The 11984-nt window shown below is 59.6% G+C and carries 12 protein-coding genes; 2 read left to right on the forward strand and 10 right to left on the reverse strand.

Going from position 1 to position 11984, the window contains the following annotated elements:
• Positions 1-91: 91 nt before the first annotated feature.
• The 3 genes from GFU70_RS01450 to GFU70_RS01460 form a co-directional block, all read right to left on the reverse strand.
• Positions 92-1024 (reverse strand): SdiA-regulated domain-containing protein, encoded by a 933-nt coding sequence (locus tag GFU70_RS01450; RefSeq protein ID WP_058546645.1) that lies wholly within the window; start codon positions 1022-1024, stop codon positions 92-94.
• Positions 1025-1237: 213 nt separating this feature from the next.
• Entirely contained in the window at positions 1238-1903 is a 666-nt protein-coding gene (locus GFU70_RS01455; RefSeq protein WP_058546646.1) for a fumarylacetoacetate hydrolase family protein, read from the reverse strand.
• A 42-nt stretch (positions 1904-1945) separates the two neighbouring features.
• Positions 1946-3340, reverse strand: coding sequence for an FAD-binding oxidoreductase (locus GFU70_RS01460; RefSeq protein ID WP_058546647.1), 1395 nt, complete (start codon positions 3338-3340; stop codon positions 1946-1948).
• Positions 3341-3545: 205 nt separating this feature from the next.
• Between GFU70_RS01460 and serA the strand changes: the two genes are divergently transcribed.
• Positions 3546-4775 (forward strand): phosphoglycerate dehydrogenase, encoded by a 1230-nt coding sequence (gene serA / locus GFU70_RS01465; RefSeq protein WP_153387495.1) that lies wholly within the window; start codon positions 3546-3548, stop codon positions 4773-4775.
• A gap of 69 nt (positions 4776-4844) precedes the next feature.
• Here serA and GFU70_RS01470 read toward each other — a convergent pair whose 3' ends face one another.
• Positions 4845-5270 carry a DUF4399 domain-containing protein gene (locus GFU70_RS01470; RefSeq protein WP_058546665.1) on the reverse strand — a complete coding sequence of 142 codons (426 nt, stop codon included), beginning with the start codon at positions 5268-5270 and terminating at the stop codon, positions 4845-4847.
• A gap of 133 nt (positions 5271-5403) precedes the next feature.
• Between GFU70_RS01470 and GFU70_RS01475 the strand changes: the two genes are divergently transcribed.
• Complete coding sequence (locus GFU70_RS01475) at positions 5404-5964, forward strand: transporter substrate-binding domain-containing protein (protein ID WP_058546649.1); 561 nt, start codon at positions 5404-5406, stop codon at positions 5962-5964.
• Between the two features lie 113 nt (positions 5965-6077).
• Here GFU70_RS01475 and GFU70_RS01480 read toward each other — a convergent pair whose 3' ends face one another.
• The 6 genes from GFU70_RS01480 to GFU70_RS01505 form a co-directional block, all read right to left on the reverse strand.
• Complete coding sequence (locus tag GFU70_RS01480; protein ID WP_058546650.1) at positions 6078-6704, reverse strand: class I SAM-dependent methyltransferase; 627 nt, start codon at positions 6702-6704, stop codon at positions 6078-6080.
• A 255-nt stretch (positions 6705-6959) separates the two neighbouring features.
• Complete coding sequence (locus tag GFU70_RS01485; RefSeq protein WP_058546651.1) at positions 6960-7727, reverse strand: hypothetical protein; 768 nt, start codon at positions 7725-7727, stop codon at positions 6960-6962.
• A gap of 516 nt (positions 7728-8243) precedes the next feature.
• Positions 8244-9005 carry an L-cystine ABC transporter ATP-binding protein TcyN gene (tcyN, locus tag GFU70_RS01490; RefSeq protein WP_058546652.1) on the reverse strand — a complete coding sequence of 254 codons (762 nt, stop codon included), beginning with the start codon at positions 9003-9005 and terminating at the stop codon, positions 8244-8246.
• A gap of 3 nt (positions 9006-9008) precedes the next feature.
• Complete coding sequence (gene tcyL, locus GFU70_RS01495; protein WP_003196663.1) at positions 9009-9674, reverse strand: cystine ABC transporter permease; 666 nt, start codon at positions 9672-9674, stop codon at positions 9009-9011.
• On the reverse strand, positions 9674-10474 hold the full coding sequence (tcyJ, locus tag GFU70_RS01500; protein ID WP_058546653.1) for a cystine ABC transporter substrate-binding protein: 801 nt from the start codon (positions 10472-10474) through the stop codon (positions 9674-9676). Before tcyJ ends, tcyL begins: the two co-directional genes overlap by 1 nt.
• Positions 10475-10787: 313 nt before the next feature.
• Complete coding sequence (locus GFU70_RS01505; protein WP_153389141.1) at positions 10788-11786, reverse strand: D-cysteine desulfhydrase; 999 nt, start codon at positions 11784-11786, stop codon at positions 10788-10790.
• Positions 11787-11984 lie beyond the last annotated feature (198 nt).

Raw genomic sequence — 11984 nt, forward strand, 5'->3', positions numbered from 1 at the left:
GTGGAAATATCACGACTGCCTGAACTGAAGCTTAATGGCTGTGTGCCACACCCTACAACGAAGGAAGATTTATCCTACAGAGTTAGTGCTGTCAGCGCTGTTTTTCGAAACGATAGAACAGATTCGGCTCGCTGACCATGTACAGGTTGCCGGCTTCATCGACGGTGACGCCTTCGGCGCGAGGGATTGTGTCCTTCAAGCCGTTGAAGCCGCCCAGCAAGGTCATGAAGCTGACCTGCTCGCCTTTTTCGTCCAGTTCCAGCAGCAGATGGGAGTCGGCCGAAAGCACCAGCATGTGACCTGTGCGCGGATCGACCGCCAGTGCCGAGAGGTTGCGCAGGTCCAGTTCATTGCTGACATGGATCTGCTTGTCGCCCTTGAGCGACTGGCTGCCATCGCTTTTCCAGGTGAACAGCGCCGGCGGGCGTTCCTCTCCGAGCACCAGTTGCTGGTTGCGCGGGTCCCAGACGATCGCTTCGAACCCTTTGTTCTGGTTCTTGGATGGACCGAGATCATGGTGGGGGAAGTCGGCATTGTTCAGTTCGCGGGTATCGGCATCAATGTGAACGATGGTCAGCGTATGACTTCGTTCGTCAGTGATGGCCAGCAGGCCGTTTTCCATATAGGCCACGCCCTCGGGGTTGCTCCAGCCCACCAAGGGCATCTTGCGCAGCACGTCGCCTTGCAGGGTCAGTTCCACCAGGAATGGGTGTTTGCCCATGACGGCGAACAGGGTCTTGGTCTGCGGGTTGTAGGTCACATCGGACGCTTCGTCCTTCTCCATGCCCAGTAGCGGCTTGGCGTCGATCACGGCGCGGTAGTCCGGCAGCCAGACGCTCTCCTGGCGCTGGGCCGGGCTCTGGAAGTGTTCCGATAGCCAAAGTAGGCCGCGGTCGTCCCAGTGCATCGCGAACGCCAAGCCATAGGCGGCGGCCACCGCCAACAGCGACCAAGCGTACCAGGGCAGGGCAAAGCGGGAGCGGCGGGCAGGTTTGGCGGCAGACAGTGCTTGGGTTTTGGCCATCGGGGAATGCGTTCCAGAAAATTCGGCTAGGGGAGTGGCTGGCTCAGATGCCGCATTCCCCGGAATTATCCGGATGGCATGTGAAAAAAACGGTAAATGGTGGGAGATGCGCCCTGTATACGCTGTGGGAGCGAGCTTGCTCGCGATAGCGGTGTGTCAGCCAACATCAGATGTGATGGCCTCATCGCGAGCAAGGGCGCACAGGTTCAGCGTTTAGCGAACGCTGCTTTCGAAGCGGCTCGCCCCGGGCAGTTCCAGGATCAGTTCATCGCCTGCATTCAGCGGCCCGACGCCCGCCGGGGTGCCAGTGAGGATCACGTCGCCGGCCTGCAGCGAGAAGCAGCCGGCCATGTACTGGATCATCGGCACGATGGGGTTGAGCATCAGGCTGCTGTTGCCGTCCTGGCGCACTTCACCGTTGATGGTCAGGCGCACGGGGATGTCGGTCAGGTCGGCAAAAGTATCCTTCGAGACAAATGGAGCGATCACTGCCGCGCCGTCGAAGGACTTGGCCACTTCCCACGGCAGGCCCTTGGCCTTGAGCTCGGCCTGTTTGTCCCGCAAGGTCAGGTCCAGGGCCGGTGCAAAGCCGGAGATCGCGTCCAGTACTTCTTCAACGCTGGGCTTGGTCGATAGCGGCTTGCCGATCAGCACCGCGATTTCCGCCTCGTAGTGCACCGCGCCGCGCTCGGCAGGAATGCTGAAACCGCCTTCCAGCGGCACGACGCAACTGCCCGGCTTGATGAACAGCAAGGGTTCGGTGGGCACCGGGTTATCCAGTTCCTTTGCATGTTCGGCGTAGTTACGGCCAATGCACACCACTTTCCCCACCGGGAAATGAATACGGGTACCGTCGACATACTGGTGCTGATAGCTCATTACCGACTCCTGCTTCTGGGATTCATCAGGTGTTTTTAGGCGTCAAATCGCGAAAATCTTGCCCGGGTTCATGATGCCGTTCGGGTCGAATACCGCCTTCACGGCTTTCATGTATTCGATCTCCACGGGTGAACGACTATAGGTCAGGTAGTCGCGCTTGGTCATGCCCACGCCGTGTTCGGCGGAAATCGAGCCGTTGTACTTCTCGACGGTTTCAAAGACCCATTTGTTCACGGTCGCGCACTTGGCGAAGAACTCGTCCTTGCTCAGGTTTTCCGGCTTGAGGATGTTCAGGTGCAGGTTGCCGTCGCCGATGTGGCCGAACCAGACGATTTCGAAGTCCGGGTAATGTTCGCCGACGATTGCGTCGATTTCCTGTAAAAACGCCGGGACTTTCGAGACGGTCACCGAAATATCGTTCTTGTACGGCGTCCAGTGGGAGATGGTCTCGGAGATGTATTCGCGCAGCTTCCACAGGTTTTGCAGTTGGGTTTCGCTCTGGCTCATCACGCCGTCCAGCACCCAGCCTTGCTCCACGCAATGCTCGAAGGTTTCCAGGGCGTGGTTGGCGACTTCTTCGGTGGTGGCTTCGAATTCCAGCAGGGCGTAGAACGGGCACTCGGTTTCGAACGGTGCCGGCACGTCGCCGCGAGCGAGGACCTTGGCCAGGGCCTTGTCGGAGAAAAATTCGAAGGCGGTCAGGTCGAGCTTGCCCTGGAAGGCGTGCAGCACCGGCATGATCGAATCGAAGTCCGGCGTGCCGAGTACCATGGCGGTGAGGTTTTTCGGTGCACGGTCCAGGCGCATGGTGGCCTCGACCACGAAGCCCAGGGTGCCCTCGGCGCCGATGAACAGCTGCCGCAAGTCATAGCCGGTGGCGTTCTTGATCAGGTCCTTGTTCAGCTCCAGCAAATCGCCCTTGCCGGTGACGACCTTCATGCCCGCCACCCAGTTGCGGGTCATGCCGTAGCGAATGACCTTGATCCCGCCGGCATTGGTGCCGATATTGCCACCAATCTGGCTGGAGCCTGCCGAAGCGAAGTCTACCGGGTAGTACAGGCCATGTTCTTCGGCCTTGTTCTGCAGCTGTTCGGTGACCACGCCCGGCTGGCAGACGGCGGTGCGGTCGGTGAGGTTCACGTCGAGCACCTGGTTCATGTAGTCGAACGACACGACCACTTCGCCGTTGGCCGCGACCGCTGCGGCGGAAAGCCCGGTGCGCCCGCCCGATGGCACCAGCGCGATTTTGTGCGCGTTGGCCCAGCGCACGATGGCCTGGACTTGCTCAGTGGTCTTGGGGAAGACGATGGCGCTTGGCGCCGGGGCGAAGTGCTTGGTCCAATCCTTGCCGTAAGCGTTCAGGGAGTCGGCATCGGTCAGGACCTTGCCAGGCTCAACCAGGGTCTTCAGCTCATCTATCAGGGCAGGATTGGTCATCGACAGAACTCTCGAACAATTCATGGTCATCCTGAGAACGCTTCACGTCGCAGGAATGAGTGTTTAGCGGGGTGCATATGCTAGCATACCGACCCCGCAGCGTAGTGCCCAACGGCTGTTCTGCGGCGACGGCTGTCATGCCGGTCGGGCCAGCATGCGCTGTCCGATTCCCTGCCATTTTTCTCCGGGACACAGGTTTACGCAGATGAGCAAGACTTCTCTCGATAAGAGCAAGATCAAGTTCCTTCTTCTCGAAGGCGTCCACCAATCGGCTGTCGACGTCCTCAAGTCGGCGGGCTACACCAGCATCGAGTACATCACCAGTTCTCTGCCGCAAGACCAGCTCAAGGAAAAGATCGCCGATGCTCACTTCATCGGCATTCGCTCCCGTACCCAACTGACCGAAGAGGTCTTCGACCACGCCAAGAAACTGGTGGCGGTCGGCTGCTTCTGCATCGGCACCAACCAGGTTGACCTCAACGCGGCGCGCGAGCGCGGTATCGCGGTGTTCAACGCGCCGTACTCCAACACCCGTTCCGTTGCCGAACTGGTGCTGGCCGAAGCGATCCTGCTGCTGCGCGGCATCCCTGAGAAGAACGCTTCCTGCCACCGTGGCGGCTGGATCAAGAGCGCGGCCAACTCCTTCGAAATCCGCGGCAAGAAGCTGGGTATCGTTGGCTACGGCTCGATCGGCACCCAGTTGTCGGTACTGGCTGAAGGCCTTGGCATGCAGGTGTTCTTCTATGACACCGTGACCAAGCTGCCCCTGGGCAACGCCACCCAGGTCAACAACCTGCACGAATTGCTGGGCATGTCCGATATCGTGACCCTGCACGTGCCGGAAACCGCCGCCACCCAGTGGATGATCGGCGAGAAGGAAATCCGTGCCATCAAGAAGGGCGGGATCCTGATCAACGCCGCGCGTGGCACCGTGGTCAAGCTCGACGCCCTGGCCGACGCGATCAAGGACAAGCACCTGATCGGCGCCGCCATCGACGTGTTCCCGGTGGAGCCACGCTCCAACGACGACATCTTCGAAAGCCCGCTGCGTGGCCTGGACAACGTGATCCTGACCCCGCACATCGGCGGTTCCACCGCTGAAGCCCAGGCCAACATCGGTCTGGAAGTGGCGGAAAAACTGGTCAAGTACAGCGACAACGGTACTTCGGTATCGTCCGTGAACTTCCCGGAAGTGGCCCTGCCGGCACACCCTGGCAAGCACCGTTTGCTGCACATCCACGAAAACATCCCGGGTGTGATGAGCGAGATCAACAAGGTCTTCGCCGAAAACGGCATCAACATTTCCGGTCAGTTCCTGCAGACCAACGAGAAAGTCGGCTACGTCGTGATCGACGTCGACGCCGAATACTCGGACCTGGCGCAAGAAAAGCTGCAGCACATCAACGGCACCATTCGTTGCCGCGTGTTGTTCTAAGCCGGTCTGGCTTGCAATAAAAAACGGGAGCCCCAAAAGGGCTCCCGTTTTTTATTGCCTGACACCGTGTTACTTCACGTTGACTTTGATTTTCTCGGACACGATCGACGGATCGAACGGCATGTGGCCGCTGTCACCCAGGATCAATTGCAAGGTGTGCTTGCCCGGGGCCAGTTTGATGGTGGCCTGGGTTTGCGCCTTGCCGAAGTGCATGTGGTTGGCGTCGTTTGGAATCGGTGCGCCGGCGGCAGGCAGTTTGTCGACATCGATCAGCAAATGGTGATGGCCGGTGTTTTTGGTCATATCGCCCGCCGGGGCCAGGGCGATATTCTTGACGCCGAACTTGACCGTGAACTCCTGGGCGACGGTGGCGCCGTCTGCCGGGGAAACGATGAACACTTCTGCATCTTTGGGCGCCGGGGTCGCGGCGGTTGCCAGCATCGAAGCGCCCAGTAACAGGCCGGTCAACGCGGCACGAGACATAAAACTTTTCATTTTTTTCTCCAGTTTTTCCATGAAATCCGCCTGGCCATGACAACTTCATGACCAATCGTTGTCGAAGCCTGCAACAACCATAGCAAAGCGAGCCTGAAACGAGCGTCGCTTGTATAAATACCTAGGAGTGACCATGCGCTTTCTGCCTGGCCTGATTTGCCTGCTACCCCTTTTGAGTCCCCTGGCTCATGCCGAACTGATCGATGACGTCAATGACCGTGGCGAACTGCGCATTGCCTTGGAGGCCAACACCGCGCCCTTCAACTTCAAGGAAGACGGCAAGCTCACCGGTTTCGAAGTGGAACTGGGCGAAATGCTTGCCAGTGAGCTCGATGTACGCCCCGACTTCGTGGTCACCGATGCCGGGGACCTGCTGAGCGGGGTAGAGAGCGGCAAGTACGACGTCGCCATCAACCACATAGCAATGACCCCGGAACTGGCGGAACGTTTCGATCTCAGTGCTGCTTACAGCCATCCGGATGCACAACTGCTGGCGGGCAAGGATGAGACGCCACGCCCGTTGGTCTTGGCGCAGTCGTTCCAGCCAGAAAAAAAGAGCGACCCGGCGCCGAGCCTGGTGATCCCGTTCCAGAAGGGCAACCCGGCGTTCAAAGCCAGTCTGGACAACGCCCTGGCACGTATCAAGGATGATGGGCGGTTGGAGAAGTTGTCGCAGAAGTGGTTGGGTCGGTAGGAGCTGACGAGTGGAACGAGGCTGCGATCTTTCCAAGGACGCTTGAATCTCAAGCAAAAGAGCAAAAGATCAAAAGATCGCAGGCTTCGCCAGCTCCTACGGGGGATGGGTATTCAATCCTTACGCCAGACACTCGCCAACCAAGGCTGTTGCTCGCGCGGCAGCCCCGCCGGTCGGTAGTAATGCTCCAGTTCCACGAAGCCTGCATCGCCCAGCAGCGTGCGCCAGGCCGCGAGGTCGTGGTAGGCGCCGAAGCGCTGGCCGTTCCAGCCCTCCTGGTTTTCGCCCCGCGGGTTTGAGCTGAACAGCACGCCGCCGGGCTTGAGCGTGGCGTGCAGTTGCTTGAGCACCCGAGGCAGTTCCTGGACGGGAACATGAAACAGCACCGCGTTGGCGAAAATCCCGTCAAAACGCTCGGCCGGCAGGTCGAGTTCCAGGAAGTCCTGTTGCCACACCTCACAGCCGCTGTCCTGGCGCGCCATCCGGGCAAACTCTTCTGAACCGTCGAGGCCGACCGCGACATGGCCCAGGGCCGTGAACGTGCGCAAGTCGCGCCCCGGGCCGCAGCCCAAATCCAGGATGTGCAGCGGTGCCTGGCCTTGGATATGGCGCAGCAAGGCGTCGATGTTCTGGCTGACATCGTGATCGCGGGTGCCTTCGCGAAAGCTTTCTGCCACGGCGTTGTAATGGCCCAGGGTCGTGGCAGTGATGGCGTGCAGGTCTTCGCTGGTGTGCTTCATGATTGCGGGCTTAGGTGGGGAACGTCAGCCGACTATACCGCAAGCGCACTGGTCTGCCTGTGGGAGCAAGCTTTGCTCCCACAGGTCAGCGCTTGTTCAAAGAAACGCCGCGTTGAATGCGGCGAGCGAAATCAAGAATGTCCGGTGGTCCGGTGTATATACCCTGAATGCGTATAAATTTGGCTTTCAGGGCGATGGATAGAGGGCTTTTGCCGGGGGATGTTGCGGCTCGACACAAAAGCCTCTTCAGAGTGTTCATGTTCGATGACGTGGCTCGGCCGCCATGAGGACTTCTTTCGGCGGGTTTTTCAGATACGGATTGACGCACCCGATCTTCAACGTCCGTGGCGGTGCCCAGTGGGAGTTGTTGCCCACGCGGTCGAGGATGCAGTAGGTCACTTCCAGGCGCAGGTCTTCTCCCGCCTCCAGGATGATCTGCGGCGGGACCCAGATATTGATTGGCTGGCCGACCTCGCTGGCGGTGACGGCAGGCAGGTCCATGCGCACATCGCCCCAGCGCAGGGTCACGGCATCGCCGGCGGCCATGTTCAGGTAGGGCTCGATGGTCAGCGGTACCCCGCGCTTGATCTGGTTGGGGTTCACCCCTTGGCGTCGGATAGTGCCGGGAATGCGCACTGGCGCCAGCCCCTGGTTTTCATCGCCGCTCAGGGCCGACGGCTGCCCGCCGGGGCAATCGAGCTTGGCGTGTACCCGCTGCTTGGCTGACAGCGCCGGTCCACGCCCGACCTGCATCACCCGATAATGGATGCGCGAGGCTCCATTGACGATGAAACTTTCCGGGACCCGCATCGTGATGCCGCCTGGTACATCTGCCTGCGACAGCAAGCGCGAGCCGACGTAGCAGTTGTCCCAGAACAGTTCGATCAGGTCTCCCGCATCCATGCCGGGGTAGGGCGCAATGGCAACCTCCAAGTGGGCGGCGCTGGCGATATTGATGCCGGTAGGGTGGGCATTGGCCAAGGTGGGGGCAGCCAACTCAGGACTTTTCGACTTACATGTCATGGTGTTCTCCTTGATACTTGAAAACTAAGTCCGTTTCGGGAAGATCAACGGCGATGACTAATCGCGACATATCTTATGTGTGCAGCCATATAGGCTAGGCTGCGCCTAGTCACTGTGCAGAAAATAAATAATGTGCATCGCCTGTTGGTCACTAGATAAGGGCTCAATAGTTTCAGTGTCAATAGAGGCACTTGCTTAATAATTAATTATGATGGGCTTCAGAAACATCCTACGCATTCATGTTAATAATGCGCGGCCTCACAAGCTCTTTTCCTAGGCCTGCCGGTTTATGGAAAAGGCTCGAATGGAGGGCTTGAGACTAAATGGAAGAAGCGCTTGGGCCGCAGGGAAGTGTTACCAGTGTTATGTCCATGCCGCACAGGGTGCGGTCGAGGATGTTGGGTAAGCCTAAGTTTCAAGTTGTTTCGTCATGGCGCCAAGTTGACTGCGGTGTTGGCTTGAGTGTGTTGTCGCAGCCTCACTTCCATCCCTGGAAGTGATGACGCTGTCCATAACTTACTGGGCGCCGTGTCCGGCGGAGAGGAACTTGCTGAGGAACTGTCGCGTGCGTTCTTCCTTGGGTGCTGCAAACAAGGCCTTGGCTTCGCCTTGTTCGACGATCACGCCTTTGTCGAAAAACACCACGCGGTTGGCCACGTCCCGGGCGAAGCCCATTTCGTGGGTCACGATGACCATGGTGCGTTTTTCTTCGGCCAAGCCGCGAATGGTTGCCAGCACCTCGCCCACCAGTTCCGGATCGAGGGCCGAGGTCGGCTCGTCGAACAGGATCACTGCCGGTTCCATCGCCAACGCCCGGGCAATCGCCACGCGCTGTTGCTGGCCGCCGGAAAGGCGCCGTGGATAGGCGTCCTCCTTGCCGGCCAGCCCGACCTTGGCCAAGAGCTTGCGCCCCAGGGCTTCGGCTTCGGCGCGGGGCACTTTCTTCACCACCTGCGGGCCTTCAGTGACGTTTTCCAATGCGGTGCGATGGGGAAACAGGTTGAAGTTCTGGAACACGAAGCCCACCTGCTGGCGCAAACGGCGGACCAGGCCCTGTTGCTGGTTCAGCGGACGACTGCCATCGATCTCGATGTCGCCGACCTTGATCCGGCCACTGGTAGGTTCTTCGAGGAAGTTCAAACAGCGCAGGAAGGTGGTCTTGCCCGAGCCGCTGGGGCCGATGATCGCAACCACTTCGCCTTCTTCGATCTTCAGGTCGATGCCATTGAGCACCACCTGGCCCTTGAACTGCTTTGTCAGTTTTTCCACGACAATCATGGGTCAGGACTCCTGGTCATGCCGATTGACCCGGGCTTCCAGGACGTTCTGCAGGTGCGAGAGCACGCTGGCCAGAACCCAATAGATCAGCGCGGCGGCAAGGTACATGGTGAAGATTTCGAAGGTTCGCGCGGTGATCAACTGCGCCTGGCGGAACAGCTCCGGTACCTGGATGGTCGCCGCCAGCGCGGTGTCCTTGACCAGGGAAATGAAGCTGTTGCCCAACGGTGGCAGGGCTGTGCGTGCTGCTTGCGGCAGGATGGCCCGGCGCAGGGTCTGGGCGCGGGTCATGCCAATGCTTGCCGCCGCTTCCCACTGGCCGCGCTCGATGGAGCTGATGGCGGCCCGCAGGATTTCACACGCGTAGGCGGCCATGTTCAGCGAGAAACCGATCAGGGCCGCCGGCAGCGGATCCAGCTCGATGCCCAGTTGCGGCAACCCGTAATAGATCACGAACAGCTGCACCAGCAACGGCGTGCCACGAAAGAACGACACGTAGATGCGGGCGATCCAGTTCACCAGTTTGAAGCGCGACAGGCGCATCAGCGCCAGGCCGAACCCCAGCAGCAAGCCGAAAAACATGCCGCCCAGGCTGAGGAAGACCGTGTAATACGCGCCCTTGAGCAGGAAGGGCGCGGAGTCCAGTGCGAGTTGAAGAGCTGCTTCCATTATTGGGTAACGTCAGCGCTGAAGTATTTTTCCGAAAGCTTTTTCAGCGTACCGTCGGCGCGCAGTTTTTCGATGGCCTTGTTCACGGCTGCCAACAGCTCAGGCTCGCCTTTGCGCAGGGCAATACCGGACTCCAGGCGCGAAAAGGCTTCGCTGGTGACAGTGGTGTCCTTGGCTTTCTTGGCGTATTCCAGTGCGGCCAGGCGGTCGATCAGGATGGTGTCGATACGACCGACGCGCAGGTCCTGGAACTTGGTTGGGTCGTCATCGTAGGTTTTGACTTGGGCGCCCGGTACTTCTGCCTTGACCCACTGTTCGTAGTTGGTGCCCAGGCCCACGCCGACTTTTTTACCATCCAGGTCGGCGGCCTTCTTGATGTTCAGCTCGGCGGCTTTCTTGGTCAGTACCAGCGCCTGAATCCCGGAAACGGTATACGGCGTGGAGAAGTCATATTTTTTCTTGCGCTCTTCGGAAATGGTCACCTGGTTGACCACTGCGTCCAGGCGCTTGGATTCCAGGGCCGCGAGAATGCCGGCCCATGGGGTCGTCTGCAGCTTGACCTTCACACCCAGTTCCTTGGCCAGGGCTTCGGAGAACTCCACTTCGAAGCCGGTCAGCTTGCCGCTTTCATCAACGAAACTGAACGGTGGATAAGTGCCTTCCAGGCCGATCTTGATTTCGCCGGCGTCCTTGATTTTTTGCAGCTGCTCACCGGCAACCGCTTGCCCCAACAGCCCGGCACTCAATGCCAGGCCCAGCGAACCTACCAACAGGTTGCGACGTAATGCGGAAAAATTCATGACAAGCCCCTGTGTTTTCTTATGAAGAGGTTATTTTGGCTGAGATAAGGCGTAGCCGCGATCCGAAAAGATTGCCACATCCTGCCTTAAAGCAGCTTGGGCGTCTCGCGGCAAATGCACTTGCGGCGAGACTATAGGATGGCTTTTATAGATTGGAAAATAATATTAAATCAAGAATTTATGTTTATTTGGAATGAGGCCCTGTGGGAGCGAGCTTGCTCGCGATCGCGGTATGTCAGCCCCATAAATTTCGGCTGACCCACCGTATCGCGAGCAAGCTCGCTCCCACAAAAGCCTTCCTCCGAAGTCTGCACTACGCCTGGAATGCCGCGCTGTAGGCAAACAACGCCGGTGCACCGCCGGTGTGCAGGAAGATGATCGGGCCTTCGTCGAAACGGTCGCGACCCAGGCCGTCGAGCAGGCCGGCCATGGCCTTGCCGGTGTAGACCGGATCGAGCAGCAGCCCTTCCTGGCTGGCCAGCAGCTTGACCGCCGCCAGTGTCCCGGCGTTCGGTTCACCGTAGCGGGGGGCGAAATATTCGTCCCACAGGTTCACTTTGAACGCGTCTGGAAGGGCGACTTCGAGCAACGCTGCCGTGCGCTCGGCCAGGCCCTGGACCTTCGGGAACTGGTCCTCCTCGCTGCGCGAAACCGTGACGCCGATGACAGGCAGCGCCGGCAGGGCTTCACTCAGTGCCAGCGCCAGGCCGCTGTGGGTGCCGGCACTGCCCGAGGCCAGTACCACGGCGGCAAATTCAATCCCGGTGTCCTTGATCTGCTCGGCCAGTTCCAGGCCGGCGCGCACATAACCCAGCGCGCCCAAGGCGTTCGAACCACCAATCGGCACCAGGTAGGGTTTTTTCCCGTTGCTGCGCAGGCGACCGGCCAGGGCCTGTAGCTGCTCATCGGCGTTGTCCAGGTTGTCCACCAGTTCGATCTTGGCGTCGAACAGCTCCAGCAGCAGCCGGTTGCCGTTGCCCAGGTAATTGCTGTCTTCGGTGCCGATGGGGTTTTCCAGCAAGGCCACGCAACCCAGGCCCAGCTTCGCGGCCAGGGCGGCGGTCTGGCGCACATGGTTGGACTGGATCGCCCCGGCGGTGATGAGGGTATCGGCGCCCTGGGCGATCGCATCGGCGGCCAGGTATTCAAGCTTGCGCAGTTTGTTGCCGCCCATGGCCAGGGGTGTCAGGTCGTCACGCTTGACATAGATGTCCCGGCCAAGCCAGGTGGAGAGGCGGTCGAGTTTTTCCAGCGGTGTCGGATGGCCGAGCAGGTCGAGACGGTTAAAGCGAGACAGCTGTTCTTTGATCATGGGTCCGTACTGGTTGTAGGCGATGCCTGGACTATAGGCACGGCGATATTCATGGGCAACCGGCATGTTTTTATTCGAGCGTGGATCTGGCGACAACGTCGTCGGTTTGGCCCGCACTGATCTGTGGGAGCGGGCTTGGCGCCAGTGAACGAATGCTCTACTGGCAACGTCATACCCTCCCGTAGGCTTGCGTAGGAA

Origin of the sequence: Pseudomonas brassicacearum, assembly GCF_009601685.2 — a bacterium.
GTDB classification, from domain to species: Bacteria; Pseudomonadota; Gammaproteobacteria; order Pseudomonadales; family Pseudomonadaceae; genus Aquipseudomonas; species Aquipseudomonas kilonensis_B.

What these genes read in the sequence shown, in the direction of transcription:
- GFU70_RS01450 (WP_058546645.1), bottom strand. Translation starts at nt 1,024, where the DNA reads ATGGCCAAAACCCAAGCACTGTCTGCCGCCAAACCTGCCCGCCGCTCC.
- GFU70_RS01455 (WP_058546646.1), bottom strand. Translation starts at nt 1,903, where the DNA reads ATGAGCTATCAGCACCAGTATGTCGACGGTACCCGTATTCATTTCCCG.
- GFU70_RS01460 (WP_058546647.1), bottom strand. Translation starts at nt 3,340, where the DNA reads ATGACCAATCCTGCCCTGATAGATGAGCTGAAGACCCTGGTTGAGCCT.
- serA (WP_153387495.1), top strand. Translation starts at nt 3,546, where the DNA reads ATGAGCAAGACTTCTCTCGATAAGAGCAAGATCAAGTTCCTTCTTCTC.
- GFU70_RS01470 (WP_058546665.1), bottom strand. Translation starts at nt 5,270, where the DNA reads ATGAAAAGTTTTATGTCTCGTGCCGCGTTGACCGGCCTGTTACTGGGC.
- GFU70_RS01475 (WP_058546649.1), top strand. Translation starts at nt 5,404, where the DNA reads ATGCGCTTTCTGCCTGGCCTGATTTGCCTGCTACCCCTTTTGAGTCCC.
- GFU70_RS01480 (WP_058546650.1), bottom strand. Translation starts at nt 6,704, where the DNA reads ATGAAGCACACCAGCGAAGACCTGCACGCCATCACTGCCACGACCCTG.
- GFU70_RS01485 (WP_058546651.1), bottom strand. Translation starts at nt 7,727, where the DNA reads ATGACATGTAAGTCGAAAAGTCCTGAGTTGGCTGCCCCCACCTTGGCC.
- tcyN (WP_058546652.1), bottom strand. Translation starts at nt 9,005, where the DNA reads ATGATTGTCGTGGAAAAACTGACAAAGCAGTTCAAGGGCCAGGTGGTG.
- tcyL (WP_003196663.1), bottom strand. Translation starts at nt 9,674, where the DNA reads ATGGAAGCAGCTCTTCAACTCGCACTGGACTCCGCGCCCTTCCTGCTC.
- tcyJ (WP_058546653.1), bottom strand. Translation starts at nt 10,474, where the DNA reads ATGAATTTTTCCGCATTACGTCGCAACCTGTTGGTAGGTTCGCTGGGC.
- GFU70_RS01505 (WP_153389141.1), bottom strand. Translation starts at nt 11,786, where the DNA reads ATGATCAAAGAACAGCTGTCTCGCTTTAACCGTCTCGACCTGCTCGGC.